At 70.4% G+C, this 21,508-nt stretch carries 17 protein-coding genes; 7 read left to right on the top strand and 10 right to left on the bottom strand.

The window, feature by feature from the left end:
• Positions 1–200 precede the first annotated feature (200 nt).
• From VF632_RS18110 to VF632_RS18090, 5 genes are all read left to right on the top strand, one after another.
• Positions 201–2,549, top strand: a complete 2,349-nt coding sequence (locus VF632_RS18110) for a TonB-dependent siderophore receptor (protein ID WP_331024343.1) — start codon at positions 201–203, stop codon at positions 2,547–2,549.
• A 705-nt stretch (positions 2,550–3,254) separates the two neighbouring features.
• Positions 3,255–4,040 (top strand): LON peptidase substrate-binding domain-containing protein, encoded by a 786-nt coding sequence (locus tag VF632_RS18105; protein ID WP_331024342.1) that lies wholly within the window; start codon positions 3,255–3,257, stop codon positions 4,038–4,040.
• A 65-nt stretch (positions 4,041–4,105) separates the two neighbouring features.
• A complete protein-coding gene (locus VF632_RS18100) occupies positions 4,106–5,017 on the top strand; it encodes an N-acetylmuramoyl-L-alanine amidase-like domain-containing protein (protein ID WP_331024341.1) in 912 nt (303 codons plus the stop codon).
• A 366-nt stretch (positions 5,018–5,383) separates the two neighbouring features.
• Positions 5,384–8,482, top strand: a complete 3,099-nt coding sequence (locus VF632_RS18095) for a SusC/RagA family TonB-linked outer membrane protein (protein WP_331024340.1) — start codon at positions 5,384–5,386, stop codon at positions 8,480–8,482.
• An 8-nt stretch (positions 8,483–8,490) separates the two neighbouring features.
• Positions 8,491–9,825 carry a RagB/SusD family nutrient uptake outer membrane protein gene (locus VF632_RS18090; RefSeq protein WP_331024339.1) on the top strand — a complete coding sequence of 445 codons (1,335 nt, stop codon included), beginning with the start codon at positions 8,491–8,493 and terminating at the stop codon, positions 9,823–9,825.
• Positions 9,826–9,902: 77 nt separating this feature from the next.
• Here the strand turns inward: VF632_RS18090 and VF632_RS18085 are convergent, their stop codons facing one another.
• Entirely contained in the window at positions 9,903–10,472 is a 570-nt protein-coding gene (locus tag VF632_RS18085) for a hypothetical protein (protein WP_331024338.1), read from the bottom strand.
• A gap of 176 nt (positions 10,473–10,648) precedes the next feature.
• On the opposite strand from VF632_RS18085, the gene VF632_RS18080 reads away from it, so the two are divergent.
• Together VF632_RS18080 and VF632_RS18075 are read left to right on the top strand one after the other, a co-directional pair.
• Entirely contained in the window at positions 10,649–12,211 is a 1,563-nt protein-coding gene (locus VF632_RS18080; RefSeq protein ID WP_331024337.1) for a hypothetical protein, read from the top strand.
• A 232-nt stretch (positions 12,212–12,443) separates the two neighbouring features.
• Positions 12,444–12,611 carry a hypothetical protein gene (locus tag VF632_RS18075; protein WP_331024336.1) on the top strand — a complete coding sequence of 56 codons (168 nt, stop codon included), beginning with the start codon at positions 12,444–12,446 and terminating at the stop codon, positions 12,609–12,611.
• An 87-nt stretch (positions 12,612–12,698) separates the two neighbouring features.
• On the opposite strand, the gene VF632_RS18070 is transcribed toward VF632_RS18075, so the two are convergent.
• The 9 genes from VF632_RS18070 to VF632_RS18030 all read right to left on the bottom strand — a co-directional run bounded on the left by VF632_RS18070 (position 12,699) and on the right by VF632_RS18030 (position 21,507).
• The gene (locus VF632_RS18070; RefSeq protein ID WP_331024335.1) at positions 12,699–12,842 is read right to left on the bottom strand and encodes a LodA/GoxA family CTQ-dependent oxidase; all 144 of its coding nucleotides are present in this window, start codon (positions 12,840–12,842) and stop codon (positions 12,699–12,701) included.
• 212 nt (positions 12,843–13,054) lie between these two features.
• Positions 13,055–14,227, bottom strand: coding sequence for a hypothetical protein (locus VF632_RS18065; protein WP_331024334.1), 1,173 nt, complete (start codon positions 14,225–14,227; stop codon positions 13,055–13,057).
• Complete coding sequence (locus VF632_RS18060; RefSeq protein ID WP_414682904.1) at positions 14,224–15,417, bottom strand: aminotransferase class I/II-fold pyridoxal phosphate-dependent enzyme; 1,194 nt, start codon at positions 15,415–15,417, stop codon at positions 14,224–14,226. The genes VF632_RS18065 and VF632_RS18060 overlap by 4 nt, the downstream gene beginning before the upstream one ends.
• 32 nt (positions 15,418–15,449) lie before the next feature.
• The gene (locus VF632_RS18055; RefSeq protein WP_331024332.1) at positions 15,450–16,418 is read right to left on the bottom strand and encodes an NAD-dependent epimerase/dehydratase family protein; all 969 of its coding nucleotides are present in this window, start codon (positions 16,416–16,418) and stop codon (positions 15,450–15,452) included.
• A 222-nt stretch (positions 16,419–16,640) separates the two neighbouring features.
• Positions 16,641–18,251 carry a S8 family peptidase gene (locus VF632_RS18050; RefSeq protein WP_331024331.1) on the bottom strand — a complete coding sequence of 537 codons (1,611 nt, stop codon included), beginning with the start codon at positions 18,249–18,251 and terminating at the stop codon, positions 16,641–16,643.
• A 73-nt stretch (positions 18,252–18,324) separates the two neighbouring features.
• Complete coding sequence (locus tag VF632_RS18045) at positions 18,325–18,759, bottom strand: hypothetical protein (RefSeq protein WP_331024330.1); 435 nt, start codon at positions 18,757–18,759, stop codon at positions 18,325–18,327.
• A gap of 70 nt (positions 18,760–18,829) precedes the next feature.
• Positions 18,830–19,975 carry a pyridoxal phosphate-dependent aminotransferase gene (locus VF632_RS18040; RefSeq protein ID WP_331024329.1) on the bottom strand — a complete coding sequence of 382 codons (1,146 nt, stop codon included), beginning with the start codon at positions 19,973–19,975 and terminating at the stop codon, positions 18,830–18,832.
• Positions 19,972–21,048 (bottom strand): succinyl-diaminopimelate desuccinylase, encoded by a 1,077-nt coding sequence (gene dapE / locus VF632_RS18035; protein WP_331024328.1) that lies wholly within the window; start codon positions 21,046–21,048, stop codon positions 19,972–19,974. Before dapE ends, VF632_RS18040 begins: the two co-directional genes overlap by 4 nt.
• 168 nt (positions 21,049–21,216) lie before the next feature.
• Complete coding sequence (locus VF632_RS18030; protein WP_331024327.1) at positions 21,217–21,507, bottom strand: hypothetical protein; 291 nt, start codon at positions 21,505–21,507, stop codon at positions 21,217–21,219.
• Between the last annotated feature and the right edge of the window lies 1 nt (position 21,508).

The following is a 21,508-nucleotide window of genomic DNA, read 5'->3' as shown; positions in this document are numbered from 1 at the left end:
GCCCGGCTGCCGATCGCAGAAAGGCCCGCCGCTCCCCCGAGCGGCGGGCCTTTTTGCGTCTGGGCCCTTCCCGTCGACGGAGAGCGGGACGGGACTCTTGCGGGGCCGTCCGGCGGACTGTATTCTCCGCGTTGAGAATCGTTCTCAATCTCAACCTACTCTGCGCGATGCGTCGGATCACCATAGCTGGACTCGGATGTTTGCTGTGCGCCGCCCCCGCCGCGGCCCAGGCTCCCCTCTCCGCCGTCGGGGCTGGAGCGGCGGAATGGGCCGCGGCGAAGGGCGACACCGCGACCGTCATCCACTTTTCCATCCGCCCGCAGCCGCTGGCGGATGCCCTGCGTGACTATGCCCGCCAGACGGCGCTCCGCGTGCGCGTGGACGTGGCGGCGGCCTCGGCCGGACGGCAGGCGTCCGGCATTTCCGGCTCGCTGACCGCGGCCGAGGCGCTGCGCCAGCTGCTGGCCGGCACCGGGATGACGGCGCAGTTCACCGACCGCGAAACCGTGGTGGTCACGGGGAGCGCGGCGGCGGGCGAGGGCGTGTACACGCTCACCACCCTCACGGTCGTGGGCCAGCGCAGCCGCGGGTACGGGGCGCCGCGCAGCAGCACCGCCACCCGCACCGACACGCCGCTGCGCGACACGCCGCAGTCCGTGAGCGTGGTGACGGCCGACGTCATCGCCGACCAGTCGATGCAGGGGATGGCCGACGTGGTGCGCTACGTTCCAGGCGTCACCATGGGCCAGGGCGAGGGGCACCGCGACGCGCCCACCATCCGCGGCAACGCCAGCACCGCCGACTTCTTCGTCGACGGCGTGCGCGACGACGTGCAGTACCTGCGCGACGTGTACAACGTGGAGCGCGTGGAGGCGCTGAAGGGCAGCAATGCCATGACCTTCGGGCGGGGCGGCGGCGGTGGGGTGCTCAACCGCGTCACCAAGGAGCCGCGCTGGGCGCCCACCCGGGTGTTCACCGTCGAGGGCGGCTCGCACGACCACCGGCGGGCCACGGTGGACCTGGGCCAGGGCTTCGGCGCGCTGGCGCTGCGCTTCAACGGCATGTACGAGAACTCGGAAGGGTTCCGCGACACGTACCAGCTTCGCCGCTACGGGCTGAACCCCACGCTGGCGCTGGCCCTGGGCGCGCGGACGACGGTGCAGGCCGGGTACGAGTACTTCAGCGACGACCGCACCGTGGACCGGGGGATCCCCTCGTTCCAGGGCCGTCCGTCCACGGCACCCATCACCACCTTCTTCGGCAACCCCGACTCCAGCTATGCGACGGCGCGGGTCAGCGCCGCCAGCGGCTTCGTGGAGCACGTGCTTCCGGGCGGGTGGACGGTGCGCAACCGCACGCGCGTGGCGGACTACGACAAGGACTACCTGAACAGCCTGCCCGGTGCGGTGAGCGCGGACGGCGCCACCGTCACGCTCTCGGCCTACGGCAACACCACCGAGCGCCGGAACCTGTTCAACCAGACGGACGTCACCTGGGGGGTGGGCACCGGCGCGCTGCGGCACACGCTGCTGGCCGGCGCCGAGGTGGGGCGGCAGGAAACGGAGAACTTCCGCCGGACGGGCTACTACAACGACGCGGCCACCTCCTTCACCGCGCCCTTCAGTGCGCCGACGGTGGCCACGCCCATCACCTTCCGGCAGAGCGCGTCCGACGCCGACAACGGCACCACGGCCTCGGTGACGTCGTTCTTCGTGCAGGACCAGCTGGAGCTTTCGCGCCACCTGCAGGCCATCGCCGGCGTGCGCTGGGAGCGCTTCGACATCGACTTCCGCAACGACCGCAACGGCGAGGAGCTGAGCCGCCGCGACGAGATGGTGTCGCCGCGCGCCGGGCTGGTGTTCAAGCCGGTGGCGGCCGCGTCGCTCTACGGCAGCTACAGCGTGTCGTATCTGCCCAGCTCGGGGGAGCAGTTCAGCTCGCTGAGCGCCACGTCGAGCACGCTGGAGCCAGAGCGGTTCACCAACCGCGAGGTGGGCGCCAAGTGGGACGTGCGCCCCGGCTTTTCGCTGACCACGGCGCTGTACGCGCTGGACCGTACCAACACCACGGCGCCGGACCCGGCGGATCCCAAGCGGGTGGTGCAGACGGGCGAGCAGCGCACCACGGGCGTGGAGTTCGGCGCCTCGGGCAACGTGACGCCGGCGTGGCAGATGGTGGGCGGCGCCACCTTCCAGCGGGCGAAGATCACCAGCACGACGTCCGCGGCGCCCGAGGGCCGGCGGGTGCCGCTGGTGCCGGAGCGCACGTTCTCGCTGTGGAACCGGCTGCAGGTACACCGGTCCATCGGGCTCGGGCTGGGCGTCATCCACCAGGCGGAGATGTTCGCGGCCATCGACAACACCGTCACGCTCCCCGGCTTCACCCGCGCCGACGCCGCGCTGTTCCTGCGCCTGGCGCCGCTGCTCAGCGCGCAGGTTAACGTGGAGAACGTGCTGGACAGGCGCTATTACGCCACGTCGCACGGCAACAACAACATCATGCCGGGCGCCTCGCGCACCCTGCGCCTGACGCTGACCACCCGCCGCTGAGCCGGCGGGCTGGCGGACGACGAGCGGCCGGTCCCCACGCGGGACCGGCCGCTTTTCATTGAAACCCGCGGCAGCAAAAGCGGAAAGCCCCAACACGGGCCACTTCGCATTCCGTTCGGGCTTCACCTGCACGCGCACCGCACCTGCCGAAGCACGCGCTGTCATCCCGACGGAGCGGCCAATTCAGAGCCAGCCCCCACGTGATGGACGGCAGCGACCGAGGGATCCGCCACACACTTCGGACGCGCCACATGGTCCTCTCCACACGCGAACAGGCCAGTCCGCGCAGGCGGACTTCGTGTAGTTGTTGCCGCGAATTCATTATTCATTCGCCCGCGGTGACCGCGGTTTCTCCCCCAAAACAGGTCGGAGCGCTTCGGAGAGGGCCGTGCGAGCCCCGGCTGCCCTCTCCCCCCGGCCCCCTCTCCCGCAAGCGGGAGAAGGGGAGAACTGCACCACCTTCCGGGCGCGCGCCGGGCTTCGACCCACACCGGGGCAGGCCAGTCTGCGAAGGCAGACTTCGTGTGGTCGTTGCAGCGAATTCATTCGCCCGACAGCGCCGGGGCATGGGCACAGCCGACGCGACAGTGCATCACGCGAGGTGTGTGGCGGATCCCTCAGTCGCTGCAAACCACGGTGCTGCAGTGACTTGGGCGTGGCCGCTCCATCGGGATGACATATCGCGCTTCGGCAGGAGTGGTGTGCATGCGGTGGATCCCCTGGTCGCTGCGGCCTGTGGAGTACGGGCAGGTGCCTCGTGGCCGCTCCGTCGGGATGACGACGGCCCGCATCGGCAGGTGCCTCGTCAACCCGCCGCCCGGGGGGCGCCCTCTTGCCGCGAATCCGCGTGAGACGCACTTTCGCCTGATGAGGCTTCCGCTGTTTCCCCTTCCCGTGGTGCTGTTTCCCGGCGCGCCCATGCCGCTGCACGTGTTCGAGCCGCGCTACCGGCAGATGGTGGCGCGCTGCGTGGAGGGCGACGAGCGGTTCGGGCTGATCTACCACGATCCGGACCGCCACGGCCCCTTCAGCACTGAGAACGGGGGCGTGGGATGCATCGCGCACATCGTGAAGTTCCAGCCCCTGCCCGACGGCCGGTCGCTGCTGCTGATCCGCGGCGTGGAGCGCTTTCGCGTGGAAGACGGCATCGAGTCCGGCGCGCCGTACTGGGAGGCGCTGGCCGCCCCGTACGAGGACGAGCGGGAGGACCGCCGCGGGCTGGTGCCGCGCCGCCAGCGCTCCATCGACCTGTTCTACCGCGTGCTGGAAGAGGTGGTGAAGTACAAGCAGCCCTTCCCCGAGATCGATCCCGGGCTGGAAACGGCCTTCCAGATCGCGCAGGCCATCCGCATCGACCCCGGGTGGCAGCAGGACCTGCTGGTATCCCGGCGCGAGCGCGACCGCCTGGGACAGCTGGACGAGCTGCTGCGGCTGGTGCTGGACGCGGGCACCCTGGACGGCACCCGCGACGACCCGCCGTTCCCCTTCTGATCCCCGGCGCGACTGTGGGGTACGAAGCCATCCCGCACCCCTGAAGTCCCGAGCCCTGAGCAGCGATGCCCATCTCGCGCAGATCGTTCCTGGCCCACGCCGCCCTTGCCGCCGCCGGCGCCTCCCTGCCCCACGCGCTCTGGAGCGCCGCCTCGCCCCCGCTGGCCGTGGACGACCGCGCCCGCCTGGCCGAGTGGCTGCGCGTGCTGTGCGGCGAGGGTGTCTGCCGCCCCGGCGCGCCCTTCGGGCCCGCGGTGGCGCGCGCGGCCGAGCTGGCCCTGGGCCTTCCCTACGCGGCGTACACGCTGGAGCAGTACCTGGCCCACGGCGGGAGGCCGGCGGACGAGCCGCTTACTCTTCACCTGTCGAAGTTCGACTGCGTGTCGCTGGTGGAATCGGCCATCGCCGTGGCGCGCACGGCGGCGGCGGGGCCGGGGCAGGGGTGGGAGCGCTTCGCCCGCGAGGTGGAGCGGATGCGCTACCGCGGGGGCCGGCGCAGCGGGTTCGCCAGCCGCCTCCACTACTTCAGCGAGTGGATGGCCGACGGCGCCCGGCGTGGCCTGGTGCGCGACCTGGGGCCCGAGCTGGGCGGGGTGCGCGACGAGCGCCCGCTGCGCTTCATGACGGAGCACCGGTCCAGCTACCCCGCCCTGCGCGACGAGGCGACGTTCGCCGCCATCGGGCGGATGGAGCGCTCGCTGGACCGCGCGCCCCGCTGGCGGGTGCCGGCAGACCGCATCGTCCAGGTGCAGGACCGCATCCACAGCGGCGACGTGCTGGCCTTCGCCACGGCCATCCCCGGTTTGGACGTCACCCACACGGGGCTGGCGTACCGCGACGCCGGGGGCGTGCTGCGCGTTCTGCACGCGCCCCTCTCCGGCGGCGCGGTGGAGGTCAGCCGCACCACGCTTCCCCAGTACGTGTCGGCCATCCGCCGGGCGACGGGCATCCTGGTGGCGCGCCCGCTCCCGGGCTGAGCCGCCGACGCGGGCCGCGCGAGGCACGCCGGCCGAACGTCCCGAAGCGCATCCGCCGATCCCGGTGGATGCGCTTCTGTTTTCCGCAGCGGATGCGATGGCAAACGGGTAGCAGGAGGAGGATTCGGGCGCCAGCTGTTTCCTGGGAATGGAAAGGATTCCTTCCCAATCGCCCGCCGTCCACATCCCGGGCCCAAACCCTTGCGGCGCCGCGGCCGGAGCGCTAACAACAAGGCAGAGGTTACGCGTGGGCCTGCCCGGCCGTCATCCCCCGGCCGGCTTTTCGAGGCACCCGCGGCAGCCTGCTCGCCGTCCCCGGCGCGGGGCGGAGCGAGACTCACCGCATTTTCCAGGAGAGACCCACACATGCGCCTATTTCGTCCGCGCCGCTGGCTCGGCGCGACCGTCCTGACGCTGCTCGCCGCACTGGCTCCGGGGCGAGCCGCGGCACAGCAACAGGCGTACACCCTCGTCGGGAGCGTGGTCGACGCGACCACCCGTGCCCCCCTCGCCGACGTCAACGTGCAGCTGCGCGCCGGCGCCCAGGGCACCGGCCCCCGCACGACGACCGACGCCGCCGGACGGTTCACGCTGCGCACGACCGTGGCGCCGGGCACGTACACCCTGCAGTTCTCGCAGATCGGACGCGGCGCGGCGAGCCGCGCGGTAACGCTGGGCAGCGACCCTGCCGTGCAGGTGGGCCCCGTCGAACTGGCGACCACCGTGCTGCAGCTCGAGGAAGTGGTGGTCACCGGCACCGGCGCCCCCGTGGAGCGCCGCGAAGTGGCGAACGCGGTGTCCACCGTGCGCGGCGAAGAAGTCAACCAGGCACCCGGCGCCGTGTCCATCGACCAGGCGCTGCAGGGCCGCATCTCGGGCGCGGTGATCTCGCAGAACTCCGGGGCGCCCGGCGCGGGCTCCACCATTCGCCTGCGCGGCACCAGCTCCATCCTGGGCGGCGCCGACCCGCTGATCGTGGTGGACGGCGTGATCCTGGAGAACAACACCGACCCGCTGATCTCCGTCGGCTCCAACAACGCGCGCCAGGGCTCGGCCGTCAGCAGCCGGCTCACGGACATCGCTCCGGGCGACATCGAGCGCGTGGAGGTGCTCAAGGGCGCCGCCGCGGCCGCGCTGTACGGATCGCGCGCCAACAACGGCGTCATCCAGATCTTCACCCGTCGGGGCGCGCAGGGCACGCCGCGGGTAACGTACACGGTAGAGGGGTCCAGTTCCGAGACGCCGCGGTACTTCCGCATGAACGACGCGGCCAAGGCCGGCCTGGGCGACGTGTCGTTCCTGCGCAAGCCCGACGGCACCGCGTACGTGCTGGGCGACCCCATCACCCGGTACAACATCCAGCCGCAGATCTTCCAGACCGCGCCGGGGATGAACCACCACCTGTCCATCTCGGGCGGCAACGGCGGGACCAGCTACTACATGTCGGGAGGCTGGACGGACCAGGAGGGGATCATCCGCTCCACCGGCCACGACAAGCGCACCTTCCGCGGCAAGATCACGCAGTCGCTTTCCGACATCTTCGAGGTGTCGCTGACCGGCAGCTACATCCAGTCGCACACGCAGTATCAGCAGGAAGGCGAGCAGACCACCGGTGCGCTGACGGCGGTGCTGTTCACCCCCACCGGCTTCAACTACGCCTACAGCGACAGCCTGGGCCGGTACCCCTATACGCCCATCGTCACGGTGAACCCGCTGCAGGTGCTGCGCGAGGTGCGCACCGAGGCCGACGTGGACCGCCTGATCGGCAGCGTGCAGACCACGATCACCCCGTTCACCAACCTTTCGGTGACGGCGCTTCTGGGCGTGGACAACTCGCGCGAGGCGAACATCCTGCTGCAGCCGCCGTACTCGGTGGGCCCGGCGTCCACCGGCTCCATCACCAACCCGGTGCGCTCGGTAAGCCGCTTCAACAGCGACGTCACGGCCAACCTGGAGTCGCCGCTGAGCCGGGCGCTGGAGCTTACCAGCACGGCCGGCTTCCGCTACACGGCCGACCGCACCAACACCATCCGCGCCGGGGCCGAAAACCTGCCCCCGGGCCAGGAGATCGTGGGCGGGGCCACGCAGTTCGCCTCGCAGGCCATCACCGAGCTGCGCACCGTCGGCGCGTTCGTGCAGGAGCGCCTTTCCATCGCCGACCGCCTGTTCATCACCGGCGCGCTGAACGTCGAGGCCTCGTCGGCCTTCGGGCCCGACGAGCGCTGGCAGCTGTTCCCGCGCCTGGGCGCTTCGTGGGTGGTGGACGACATGCCGTTCTGGAACGACGGCGGCCTCGGCGGCGTGGTGAACTCGCTCCGGGTGCGCGCCGCGTACGGCCAGACGGGCGGCCAGCCGCCCGCGCCGTACGGCACCTTCAACAACTTCACCGACATGATCTTCGGTGGGCGGCCGGGCCAGGCGGGCAGCATCATCCTGGGCAACCCCGATCTGAAGCCCGAGCGGCAGCGCGAGTACGAGGCCGGCTTCGACGTGGGGCTGCTGAACGACCGCGCCCTGCTGGAATTCACCATCTACGACCAGTTCACGAAGGACGTGGTGCTTCCACGCTCGCTGCAGAGCAGCTCAGGCTTCGACCTGCAGTACCAGAACGTTGCCGAGATCTCCAACCGTGGCATCGAGATCACCGCGGGTGCCGACGTGGTGCGGCGCGGCGGCTTCAGCTGGAACACGCGCCTGACCTACGCCCGCAACCGCAACAACGTGGAGCGGATGCGCGCGCCGGGCGACACCATTTTTTCCGAGTACCTGAACATCGTGGCCGAGGGGCTGCCGGTGGGCGTGTTCTACGGCGCGTACGCGCCGCGCGACGGCAACAACAACGTCATCCTGTACCCCAAGACCCCGCAGGGCGCGTTCATCTTCAACGACACGCTGTGCACCACCGGTCCGGCGGAGCCCTGCTACCCCGGCCGCGCGCGCGGCGCCAACGGCGTGGTGCTCAAGAGGGTGCTGGGCGATCCCAACCCCGACTTCACGGCCTCGCTGGGCAACACGCTGTCGTTCGGGCAGAACCTGCAGCTGAGCTTCCTGCTGGATGGGCGGTTCGGCAACGAGGTCGCCAACTTCACGGGCCGCATCCAGGACTACTTCGGCCTGAGCGAGAACACCGAGCGCGAGATCGCCAACGACGTGCCGGCGGGCTACTACACGCTCAACGCCGAGCGCCACGTGATGTACGAGGCGTTCGTCGAGGACGGGTCGTTCGTCAAGCTGCGCGAGGTGGCGCTGGGCTACACCTTCGACCAGCCCTGGGTGCGCGGGCGGCTGGGCGCGGAGAGCGTGAGCCTGCGCGTCGCCGGGCGCAACCTGCACACCTGGACCAACTACTCGGGGATCGATCCGGAAGTCAACCTGTTCGGCGGCAGCACCGTCGCGCGCGGGGTGGACTTCGTAACCACGCCCATTCCGCGCAGCCTGTCGGTCGGGCTGACGGTCAACTTCTGAGGAATCGAATGACGATGCGGAATTCCGTTTCACGCCGCGCCGGGCGCGTGCTGCTGCTGGCCGCGCTGGCCGCCGCGGGGGCGTGCGACCTGGACCTGACGAACCCCAACTCGCCCCCCGAGGAGCTGGTGCTCACCACCCCCGACGGCATCATCGCGCTGGCGGTGGGCATGCAGGGGCAGTTCGCGGGGACCACCGCGGGCACCGGGATGGTGCTGAACATGGTGCGCGCCCCGGGGCTGGTGACCGACGAGATCTCCACCACCACCGTATCGCTGGTCGCCGACCGCTCGCTGGTGACCGGCGTGGGCATCGACGCCAGCTTCGGCGTGGTGAGCCAGCCGTACACCAACGCCTTCCGCGTGGTGAGGTCGGCCGAGGAGCTGCTGGCCAACGCGGGCAACGTGGGGCTGCCCCGCGGCACCGAGGCGGGCGTGCTGGCGCTGGCGCGTACGTACAAGGCCATGGCGCTCGGCGCGGCCATCCTGCAGTACGAGCAGATCCCCGTGACGGCCACCATGGAAGAGAACCCGCTGCACCCGCGGGCGGTGGTGCTCGACACGGTGCTCTCGCTGCTGGAGCAGGCGAGAGCCGGGCTGGGGTCGGTGGCGGCCAGCGAGCTGGGCGACTTCAACGGTCGCGTGGCCATCGGCTACAACCTGGGCGACGTGATCAACGCCATGCTGGCCCGGTACTACCTGATCGACGGCCAGCACCAGCAGGCCATCGACGCGGCCGCGCGCGTGCCGCTGAACCGGCTGAACGTGTTCTCGTACCCCGACCCGCTGCGCAACCCCGTATGGGCCTACTCGCAGTTCGGGCTGAACTACGTGCGCGGCACGCAGGAGTTCGTGGCCGAGGCCGACACCTCCGACGACCGCCCGGGCTTCTGGCTGCGGCTGGACCAGGCCACGGTGAACGGGTCGCCCGCCGTGCCGCTGCGCAACCTGCGCCAGTACGCGGACCGCAACGCGCCGTTCCCCATCTACCTCCCCGACGAGATGCGGCTGATCCAGGCCGAGGCGTACGCGCGCACGGGCCGGACGGCCCTGGCCGCGCCGCTGGTGAACGGGGTGCGTACCCAGTGCACCCCCAGCGCCACCAACGGCAACTTGTCCGAGCCGGTGGCGTGCATGCCCGCGCTGTCGGCCGAGGCGCTGGACACCGAGGCCGAGGTGCTGGCCGAGATTGCATACCAGCGCCGCTACGAGCTCTTCCTGCAGGGGCTGCGGTGGGAAGACGTCCGGCGCTTCGGCACGGCGGTGTCGCGCGAAACGCCGGCGCTCTCGTTCCTGCCGCTCCCGCAGAACGAGTGTGTGCTGAACCCGGCGGCGCCCTGCTGATACGGGCCGCACGGGTCGGAAAAAGGAAGGGGGCGCGCCTGCGGGCGCGCCCCCTTCGTTCATTCAACGCCCCCGCGTCATCCCGGCCGCAGGCCCGTCAGCAGCATCATGGATGCAAACAGCGCCAGCATCAGGGCGCTCAGCACGGCGTGGTAGCGCGGGTTGCGGACGAGCAATCCGCTGAGCGCCAGCGCGGCGAAGGCGAGTTCGAACGGGCGCTCGGCGGTGAACACGGGGTCGCCCTGCACCAGCACGTTGCGAAGTGCGCTCGTCACCGGCAGCGCCAGGACGATGCCGAAGAACCACGGGCGGTTCTCCTCGTAATGCGCCTGTAGCGACAGCTCGCCTTCCTGGTCGAAGTCGGGGAGCACCAGCACCGACAGCAGAAACAGAAGCACCGGGCCCACCAGGAAAGCGAGGAACGCAAAGAAGTTTCCCTCCACCTCCTCGCCGTACCCCAGGTTTCCCCACCAGAACTGCACGTGCGCCAGGAACACCAGCAATACGGCCATCAGCGTGGGGGCGTACATGCTCACCCTGCGCCGCGCGACGACGAGCTTTCCCGTCCCCGAGAGCAAGTGCGAAATGCCCAGCCCCACGACGATGGACACGAGAACGGACAGGTATTCGGTGGGATTCAAGGGCATGGGAGGGGCGGGGAGAGGTTGATCGAGCGCGCGACATCATAATCCGCCCGCGGTCCCGCCGCACAGGGACAGTACGAGAAAATCACGTTTCCTGTCCATCCATCTTCTCGGACCCCGCGCGCAATCGCTCCCCCCGCCCCGCGCCGAGGCACTCCCCCGCCCCCACCGAGGCACCCATGTTCGGCCTGGAAATCCTGGACATCGTAATTGGACTGACCTTCATCTACCTGCTGCTGTCCCTGATGGCGACCGCCATCCACGAGTACATCTCTGCTCTCCTGAACAAGCGCGGAAAGGAGCTCGCGAAGGGCATCGCGCGGCTGCTGGACGACATCGACGGAAACGAGGCCGTCGCCCTGGCGTCGAACGCCGTGGGAGACAAGCCCCTCGCCAAGCCCACCAAGCTAGTCGAACAGTTCTACAGCCATCGGCTGATCCGCCCACTGGCTACACGCACCGGCGTGTGGGGAAAGATCACCGGCGGGGGGGACCCGCGCCTCCCATCGTACATCCCCGCCCGGAGCTTCGCACTGGCGCTTCTGGACATTCTGGGATACCAGCACCCCGATGCGCCCAAGCCCGGAGCTGATGAGGGCACGAAGCCGAAGACCTCCACCCACGATGGCGTAAGGACGACGGAAGGCGCGTCGTCCGAAGCACCAAAGCCGACCAGCCCGGCGGACCCAGAGCAGGCGGCGCAACTCGTCGCCCTGCTGGAGTTGCTGAAGCGCGAATCGCCGCTGGACGTCACCGAGCACCTGGGTGGCTTGCAGGAGTTTCTGAAGACCCCCGCCCTGGACCCGAACGTTCGCGCCCAGATAGTGGGCGCGGTCGCCAGTGCGCAAACCCCACTGCAGAAGCTGCACGACAGCACGGAGGTGTGGTTCAACAACTCGATGGATCGCGTGTCCGGGGCATACAAACGTTACACGCAGGGCGCATTGCTGGTGATCGGCCTGATCATCGCCATCCTCCTGAACGCGGACACCATCCAGATGTGGAAGCGGCTCGCCGAGAACGACGCGCTACGCACCGCCATGGCAGACCGCGCCGCGAGGCTGCTCCCTGCACTCGACACGATCGTGAACGCCACGCCCGGGGATACGATGACCAAGGTTCCGGTCCCGGCCCCCGGCGGCCAGCCGACCGGCACTGACTCCGCCAGCGCCGGGAGTGCCCCGAGAGGTGCCCAGGCCAATGCACCCGCCGCACCGGCGGATTCTGCTCCCCCGCTCCCGGGGGCTGCAGCGCCGAAGACGACAGCCGCAACGCCGGACACCGCGAAGGCCCCCACGCCCGACTCCGCCGCGAAGCTCAAGTATCTCGCCACTCGCGCGATGCTGGACAGCATGGAGCTGAAGCTCGGATGGACGAGAGAAGACTGGGCGTATCTCGGATTCAAGTCGAAGAAGACGGGCGCCGATTCCACGGCCGGCAACGCGGCGAGTGCCAAGCTCGTGAGCGGCGCGGCGGACACGCGAACCGCGAAGAGCGCACCGAGCAATGACAGCGTTGCGCCTCCCGCCGAAGCCGTTTCAGGCACAACCTACGCGGGACGCTGGCTGGCCAAGTTCTTCGGCCTCCTGATGACCGGCCTGGCGATCTCGCTGGGCGCGCCGTTCTGGTTCGACATGCTGAACAAGGTGATCAGCGTCCGCGCGGCGGGACGGTCGCCGGCGGAGCGCCCCAAGTCGCCTGAGGGCGAGTCGAAGCGCGCCGGGGAGCAGGCGCCCCGCTGATCCGTGTGACTTGTCCACCAAGGGCGGCTGCGCACCTCGCGCAGCCGCCCTTTCGTAAGTGGAGCGGAGCCGATCAGGCCGGGGGCGGGGGCCGCACCGGGAGCGGGGCCACGCCCGGGGTGTATTCCGTGCGCCAGTCGCCCTCCACGATGCCGCGCGCGCGGAGCTTCGCCTTGGATGCGCGACGCCTGCGACCGCCTGGAGCACCTCGGCGGGGGCGACGGCCGGGACGTTGGGCCCAACCGACTCCACCAGCATCACCCGCGGCAGCGCCGGGTCGTTCTCGATGCCGGGCTTCACCTCCAGCACGCCCATGTCGCCGAAGATCTCCACCATGGTCGTCATCGCCCCGGCGGTGCCGTCCGGGAGCGCCCGCGTCCACGAAGCGCGATCCAGGTAGGCGGCCAGGCGCGCCTCGGGCGTGGTGGCGGCCATCACCGCCTCGATCCACGCGTTCGAACTCCGCGGCGTGCCGCTTGAGGGCGCCCTAGGTGTCGCCGGGCGGCACGGGCCTGGGATGCACCACCTGCGGGCCGATGTACCATTCGTCGCTGCTGCCCACCCGGCCTACGCCAATGGCGGGGTGGATGGCCGCGCGGACGATAGGGCCCGCGCTGCCGTCGTCGGTCATGGATGGATGAAAGGGAGGGGATCGATGGGCCGCCAGGGATCGGCGGGGGTCCGGGGAGGACCCGGGAATCTGTACGGCGGGGGCGGAAAGCGGATCGCCAGTCGTACAGGGTACGGCCCATTCCTCCCCGCGACAAGGGTGATCCTGATCATGGACGCAGAACGCCCCGCCAGGGGTGGCCGGCGGGGCGTCGGTCGAGCGGGATCGAACGATCAGAGCGGGCGCTCGAAGATCCGGTATCGCTTGTACTGGCGGGCGCCCAGCTTGTCCATCGCCGTGCACATCTCGTGGTTGTCTTCCAGGATCCACGACGCCTCGCCGGCAACGAACCCGTTCTTTTCCGCCACCTCCAGCCCGCGCATGTACACCGCCGTCCCCAGCCCCGAGGCCTGCAGCCCCGGCTTCATCCCCAAGGTAAGGATGCGCAGCGTGTTGATCTTGCGCTTGTGCCAGAGGAACTTGACCAGGCCGCTGGGGATTCCGTACGGGAAGAGCCGGCCGTCGGGCAGGTGCTTGAGCGCCTGGTTCAGGTCCGGCAGGGCGAGGAGAAAGCCGATCGGCTCGCCCTCCGGCGTTTCGGCCAGCAGGCACAGCTCGGGGTTCACCACCGGCTTCAGTTCGCTGGCCATGTGCGCGAACTCGGCCTCGGTCATGGGAACGAAGCCCCAGTTGCGCGACCAGGCGGCGTTGTACACCTCCTGCACCCGCGCCACCTCGGCCTTCAGGTCCTTCATGCGCAGCGAGCGGATGGTGGCGCCCATGCGCCTGGCCAGCCGCTTCATTCCCGCCTGCACGCGCTCCGGCACCTGGTTGCTGGGAATCCAGTACGCCACCAGGTCCTTGGCCTTGGTCCACCCCGCCCCCTCCAGCAGCCGGCCGTAGTAGGGCGGGTTGTGCGACATCATCACCGTGGGCGGCGTGTCGAAGCCGTCCACCAGGATGCCGGGCGACGAAGACTCGTCGTTGGTGGAGAAGTTGAAGGGCCCCATCACCCGGTCCATCCCCCGCGCCCGCAGCCACTCCGCGGCGGCGTCCAGCAGCGCCGTGGCGGCCTCGGGGTCGTCGCGGCACTCGAAGAAGCCGAAGGTGCCCGTCTTCTCGCCGTGAAAGTCGTTGTACTGGTGGTTCACGACGGCGGCGATGCGCCCCGCCATGACCCCGTTGCGCTCGGCGGCGAAGTAGGCCACGTCGGCGTGCTGGTGAAACGGGTGCTTCTTGCGGTCCAGCACCGGCTCCAGCGCCAAGCGAAGGGGCGGGACCCACTGGGGATCCCGCCCGTTCACCGTCCATGCAAAGTCTACGAACGGCCGCAGCGACTGGCCGGGGGCGATCTCGCGGACGCGCACCCCGCCAGCCGTCACCGCCACCGGAGCGGCCGTGCTCACGCCTGGCCTCCCACGAGCCCCAGCTGCCTGCCCACGCGGCTGAAGGCGTCGAGCACCTGGTCCAGCTGATCGACCGTGTGCGTGGCCATCACCGAGGTACGCAGGCGGCACGATTTCTCGGGGACGGCGGGGGGCAGCACCGGGTTGGTGAACACCCCGGCGTCGAAGAGCGCGCGCCAGAAGATGAAGGTGCTTTCCATGTTCCCCGACGCCACCGGGATGATGGGCGTCTCGGAGCCCACGGTGTCGAAGCCCAGCGACTGCAGGCCGCCGCGCAGATAGTGGGCGTTCTTCCACAACTGCGTGCGGCGCTCGGGCTCGCGCTGCATCACGTCCAGGCAGGCCAGCACCGTCGCCACCGCCGAGCCGGGCATGCTGGCGCTGAAGATCAGCGGGCGGGCGTGGTGCTTCAGGTAGTGGATCACGTCTTCGGGCCCCGCCGCCGCGCCGCCGATGGAGGCGAACGACTTGGAGAAGGTGATCATGGTGAGGTCCACCCGGTCCTGCAGGCCGAAGTGCTCGGCCGTGCCGCCGCCGTTTTCGCCCAGCACCCCGACCGAGTGGGCGTCGTCCACCAGCAGGCGGGCGCCGTACTCGTCCTTGATCTCCACCAGGGTGGGCAGGTCGACGATGTTGCCCTCCATGCTGAACACGCCGTCGGTGGCGATCAGCACGCCGTTGGCGTCGCGGTGCCGCCCCAGCACGCGGCGCAGGGCGCCCATGTCGCCGTGCTGGTAGCGCGCCAGCTCGCCGGCGGCCATCTGCGCGCCGTCCAGCAGCGAGGCGTGGTTCAGCCGGTCCTGCACCACCAGCGAGCCGCGGGTGACCAGGCCGTTGATGATGCCCAGGTTGGTCTGGTAGCCGGTGCTGAACACCAGCGCCGCCTCGGCGCCCATCAGGGCGGCCAGGCGGGTTTCCAGCTCCTCGTGGATGTCCAGCGTGCCGTTCAGGAACCGGCTGCCGGTGTTGCCGGAGCCGTAGCGGGCCAGCGCGTCGCGGGCCTTTTCCAGCACGTACGGGTGATGGGTGAGGCCCAGGTAGTTGTTGGAGCCCACCATGATCTTGGTTTCGCCCCGGATCACCACCTCGGTGTCGTGGGATTCCTCGATCGGCTGGAAGTACGGGTACAGCCCGCGGTCCATCATCTCCCGCGCCGCCGTGAACCGGCGGCACTTGTCGAAGAGGTCCACGGTACCCCGCACCGTCTCCTCGATCGTCGCCATCAAACCCATCCCTGTTCCAGGTACCACTGAGCCGTGCGCCGGATGCCCTCCGCGAGCGGAGTGGCCGTTCCGGGCGGGATCAGCGCGTCCAGCCCCGTGAGATCGCAAAGCCAGGCCGGCGCAAGCATCTCTTCGGCCTTCTCGCGATTGAATACGCCAATGCCGCCGAACCAGCCGACGACCGTGCCCGCCGCCCTCACCCCCGCGGGGGGAAGCTTCAGCCGCACGGGCCGGGTGCCCATCTGTGCCGCGATGGCGCGTACGATGTCGCCCCACGGATGCTCCACGGGCTCGGCGACGGCGTACGTGCCGGGGGGCGCGTCGGCCGCGTTCGCGAGCGCGGCGGCCAGGTCCTCCACGAAGACCATGTGGGTGCGCAGCTCGGGGCCCGCCGGGGCGGGCGCCAGCCGTCGCTTCACCAGCCGGAAGTAGGGGAGGAGGGCTTTGTCGCCGGGGCCGTACACGGGCGGGGCGCGCAGGATGGCGGCGCTCGTGCCGCCCGCCAGCTCGCCGCCGACCACCGCCTCGCCCTGCAGCTTGGTGCGTCCGTACGTGGAAACCGGCCCCGGCGTTTCGTCCGCGCGGCGCGGGCGGCCGTGGAGCGCGGGGCCGCAGGCGGCGTACGAGCTCAGGTACACCAGCCGCCGCGGGGGCGGCGACGCCGCGTTGATCCCGCGCACCACGTTTCGGGTGCCGTCCACGTTGGCGCGGACGTACGCGGCTTCGCCCCGGGCCGCGGTAACGGCGGCAAGGTGAAAGACGGTGTCGGCGCCGCTGGCGCCCTCGCGCAGCGCCCCCTCGTCGCCCAGGCTGCCCTGCACCCGCTGGGCGCCCACCTCGTCGAGCACGCGGGTGTCGCTGCCGCCGCGCACCAGGGCGCGCACCGTCCACCCCGACCGGGCGAGCCGGCGGACCAGGTGGCCGCCGACGAAGCCCGTGGCGCCGGTGACAAGTGCGGTTCGGCTCATTGGAACAGGGCAGCAATGTGCGGCGAATCCGCCGGATGCGCAACGCCGCCGCCGGACGCCAACAAGAAAGAGGACCGGGCGGGCCCCGCCCAGATCCTCTTCGCGCCGCTCATCGGCGCTATCCCAGCACTGCAGCCACCCCCTCGGCTGGCCGCAAACCTAGCCGCGGCGCGGGGTTGTGTCAACCCGGAACGGGCCTTTCCGCAACCCCGCGCCCGGCCGTTAGCGGCGCGCCATGCGCTCGGCCATCTGCAGCGCGGCGTGCAGGTTCACCACCCCGCCGGTGCCGGAAAGCTGGGCGAAGGGCACGCGCTCGTCCTCGCTGCCGGGACGCACCACGCTCAGCCCCGCAAAGCGCGTGGCCGACTCCATGATGATCTGGCGCACCTGCGCGGCGGTCAGCTCCGGGTAGTACGACAGGATCGTCGCCGCCACGCCCGCCACCACCGGCGCCGCCATGCTGGTGCCGTCGTTGCGCTGGATTTCGCCGTCCGGCACGGTGGACAGGATGGCCACGCCCGGGGCGAACACGTCCACCAGCTGCTCGTCGTAGTTGCTGAACGACGCTGCAAGGTGGTCGCCGCCCTGCCACGACGCGGCGCCCACCTCGATCCAGTTGGCGGCGCGCCGCCCGCCCTGAAGCAGCGGCGTGGGAAAGTTGGGCTCTTCGCTCAGGTCGGCGCCGTCGTTGCCGGCGGCGTGCACCAGCAGCACGCCCTTCTCCTCGGCGTAGCGGACGGCGGCGTCCACCAGCTCCTTCTGCGGCGAGAACGACTTGCCGAAGCTCATGTTCACCACGCGGGCGCCGTTGTCGACGGCGTAGCGGATGGCGTTGGCCACGTCCTTGTCGCGCTCGTCGCCCTGCGGCACCGCGCGAAGCGACATGATGCGCACCGCCGGGGCGATGCCGTCGATCCCCTGCCCGTTGCCGCGCTCGGCCGCCACGATGCCGGCGACGTGCGTGCCGTGCCCGGCGTCCGGTCCCTCGTACTGGTTGTTGCCGTAGCCGCGCTCCGTCGGGTTCCGCGGGTCGTCGCCCACGACGTTGCGCGGGTCGAACTCGGGGTTCAGCGAGAACCGCACGCCCGCCTCGGTGCTTTCCCGCGCCTCGACCACGCGCTCCAGCGAGTAGCCCAGCCCGGCGAAGTGCAGGTAGATCTGCCGCGCCTGCTGCCCCATCTGGTCCTTGGGGCTGAACAGCGTCACCGCGCTTGTAGTGAGGGCGGTGGTGCCCATCTCCCGCTTGAGGATGGTTTCCGCCTGGCGCAGCGTTTCTTCGGCCTGCTTGATGGCCCCGAGCGTCTGCTCCTCTTCGGCGCGGCGCCCCTCGAAGTCGGCCTTCACGCGGCGCCACAGGGCGTAGTCCGCGCGGTCGGCCGCGGGGATGGAGGCCGAGTCGGCGTCCTGGAAGCGCGGGCGGAGCTGCGCGTACAGGCGCGTGACCTCGTACGTGTCTTCCTTGACGTTCCGCCCGTCGCGCCCGCCGATGAAGTTCCACCCGTGGACGTCGTCGACGTAGCCGTTGCGGTCGTCGTCGCGGCCGTTGCCCGGCACCTCGCGGCGGTTGGTCCACAGCACGCCGTCCAGGTCGGGGTGGTCCACCTCTACCCCGCTGTCGATGATGGCCACGATGATCGTGTCGCGCACCTGGCGGCGGGCCAGCAGCTCGCGGTGGGCGCGCTCGGCGCTGATCCCCGGAACGCGGTCGGCGGCGGGGTCCAGCAGGTGCCAGTTGCGCGCGGCGCTGTCGGCCGGCGCGGCCTGGGCGTGCACGGCCGCCGGAACGGACGCCAGCGCGAACCCGGCAAGGAGAACGGGGCGAATGAGCTTCATGACACCATCGATGACGGGAGGTGGTTCAGTGGGGACCGGCCAGCCAGTACCCGGAACGGAACGAAAAGAGCCATCACGCCGGCGCGTCCAGCCAGCGGAGGGCTTCTGCGATGCGGCGGTGAAGCTCGGTCTGCGCGAAGAGCACGGCCGGATCGCGCTGGCGCACCTGCACGAAGCGGGCGGCGTTTTCGTCCGCCTCCGCGGAGCCGGACACCAGCGCCCCCGCCTGGCTGACGAAGCCGCGGGCCTGGTCTCGCGTCACCGGCTCGTCGTCGGACAGGGCGGCGTCGATGGACGAGATCAGCCCCGAAAAGGGACGAAGCCAGGCGAAGAACGGGTCCTCCAGCAGCGCCTGCAGCAGCTGCATGTTGGAGATCGGCCCCGAGCGCTGCTCGTACAGGGGGCGCTCGCTGTCGATCAGCGCCTTGTGAAGCCGCAGCAGGTGGCGGCGCACCTCGACCAGGTGGTCGCGGAGGGGGTCCGGGGGACGTCGGGCGCGAAGAGCCATGCGAAAAGGCTTCCGGGGATGGGTACGTACGTTTCTGCGCCGGGGACGAAAGAAACGCGCCGACTGCCGGTCAGGCGCGGTCCGCCGCGGCGAAGAAAGCGGCGATGCGCTCGATGGCGGCGCGAAGGTCGTCCGGCTCCGCCACCCACGAGAGCCGCAGCCAGCCTTCGCCGCTGTCGCCGAAGGCGCGCCCCGGCGTGGCGACCACGTGGTGCGCCTCCAGCAGCGCCTCGGCCGCGGCGAGCGAATCGTGCTCCAGCGCCATCGGCAGGCGCACCATGCAGTAGAAGGCGCCCTCCGGCCGCACCCAGCCGATGCCGTTTCGCTTCATCAGCCCCGCCACCAGCTCCAGCCGTTCGGCGTAGTGCGCGCGGTGGGCGCCCAGGTTGGCGGCGCTGGCGAACACCTCGCGCGCCACCATCTGCGAAAAGGTGCTCGCGGCCGTGTTCACCAGCTGGTGCACCTTGGTCGCGGCGGCGATGGCCTTCGGGTCGCCCACCAGCCATCCCAGGCGCAGGCCGGTGAGCGCGTTGCTCTTGGAAAGCGAGCCGGCGACGAGGGCGTACGGCCACATCTGTCCGATGGACGCGGGCGGTTCCGGGGTGAAGTACAGCTCGCGGTACACCTCGTCCGAAAGGACCCAGACGGGCGGGCCCGGGCGCGCCGCCAGCCCGTCGGCGAGGGCGCGCAGCTCGCTCGGGGGCCAGATGCGCCCCGTGGGGTTGTTGGGCGAGTTAAGGATGATCATCCGCGTCGCGGGCCCCATCGCCGCCAGCACGCGCGCGGCGCTGGGGCGAAAGCCGTCGTCCCCGTTCAGCGCCACGGTGCGGTGCCGGATGCCTTCCAGCGCGCACAGCTTGGGATACGCCAGGTAGCACGGCTCCACGATCAGCGCCTCGTCGCGCGCCGGGTCCAGCACGGCCTTGATGGCCAGGTACAGCGCCTCTTCCGATCCGACGGTGATCACCACGTTCTCCGCCCCGCCGCGGTCCGGAAAGCCGTGGTACGCGGCCACGGCGGCGCGCAGGTCGGTGTAGCCGGCATTCGGCGAGTACGGGCAGCCGGCCTGGCGCACGCGCTCGGTCGCCGCCTCGAAGTAGCGGATGTCCGGCTTCAGCGTGGGCTCGCCCATCCCCAGGTCGATGTCGCCCGGCTTCTTGCGGGCGTTCAGTTCGCGGATCAGCGAGGGGGCGATGCCGGACAGGATGGGGTTCATGGGCCGAACCAGCGGCGGAGGGCCCCGTAGCAGTGCTCCAGCGAGTCGATGGACGCCCACTCGCCGGCCTGGTGGGCCTGCGCCGTCTCGCCCGGGCCGAAGTTGACGGCGGGAATGCCGCTGGCGGTGAAGCGCGCCACGTCGGTCCACGCCTGCTTGGGCATCACCTTCAGCTTTTCCGCCCGGCACCAGTCCGCCAGCAGGGGATGGTCGGCGTGCACGTCCCCCGCGGGAGCGCTGTCGGTCACCTCCACGTCCCCCAGGTCGCCGACCAGGGCGCGCAGCTCGGCCTCGGCATTTTCGGCCGTGTTGCCGGGGGCGAAGCGGAAGTTGACGTTCAGCTCCACCGCGTCAGGCACCACGTTGCGCGAGTTGCGGGTGAGGGCGGCGGTGGCCACGATTACCTCGTAGAAGCAGAGATCGCCGAACGTCACCGCGCGCCGCTCGAACGCCCGCAGCCGCTCCAGCACGGGAATGGCGCGGTACAGCGCGTTGTCGCCCTGCCAGGGGCGGGCGCTGTGGGCGCGGGTGCCGCGAACGGTGACGGTGGCGTGGATGAGGCCCATGCAGCCGGGCTGCACCCCCTGGTCGGTCGGCTCCAGGATGAAGGCGAAGTCGATGGGCGGCAGCACGCCGCTTTCCAGCACCGGGCCCAGGCCGTTGCCCTCGGCCGGCCCTTCCTCCCCCTCGTAGAAAATCCACACGGGCCGCGCGCGCCCCAGCTCGCGCCAGCGGTCCAGCAGGGCCAGCATCACCGCAACGCCGGACTTCATGTCGCTGGAGCCGCAGCCGTACACCTTGCCGTCGCGGATTTCCAGCGGCTGCCCCTCGGCGCACTTCACCGTGTCGACGTGGCCCACCAGCGCGATCACGGGCTCGCCTGGGCGCTCATTGCGGCCGTACGGCTCGCAGATCACGGAGTTGCCGATGCGCGTCACCGCCCGCGCGCCGGCGGCCTGCACGCACCGGTGGTGGATCCACGAGGCGATCTCGGCCTCGTGGCACGTTTCGCTGGGGATGGCGCACAGCTCCAGCGTCAGCCGCGCCAGCTCGTCCCTGATTTCCTCGCTCAAACGGCTACACCCCGCGGGTTTCGTGATTCAGATGCGGATCGGGGAGGCCCCTCCCCCCGGCTTGGTGAGTGGACCCCTGGCGGAGTTCCGGGCAATTCGATAGTTCCGGCGCAGTCCCCGGCTGCCCTCTCCCCCGGCCCCTCTCCCGCAAGCGGGAGAGGGGAGAACTCAGAGCCGCCCCTGCCGTCGTTTCTCGACCAAAATATCGGTGAATTGCTCGCCCGTATTCTCGGACAACTGTGCACCCCCGACGACGAAGTCCCGGCTATCGAGAATTCCGATGTAGCCCTCCAAATACTCGGCCAAGTTCTGTGCGCCACAATCGGGATCGACTCTCCTGACGACGGGCAGCAGGTGCTTGCGGAGGGTGGCGAGCACGAAGGCTTCTGCCGTCGTACCGTGCTCTCGTGCGGCAGCTTTCACCGCGTCCTCCAACTCGGGAGGCAGGTCAATGGTCATG

Origin of the sequence: Longimicrobium sp., from assembly GCF_036388275.1 — a bacterium.
Taxonomy (GTDB): domain Bacteria; phylum Gemmatimonadota; class Gemmatimonadetes; order Longimicrobiales; family Longimicrobiaceae; genus Longimicrobium.
This window is presented reverse-complemented; position numbering and strand designations above follow the sequence as displayed.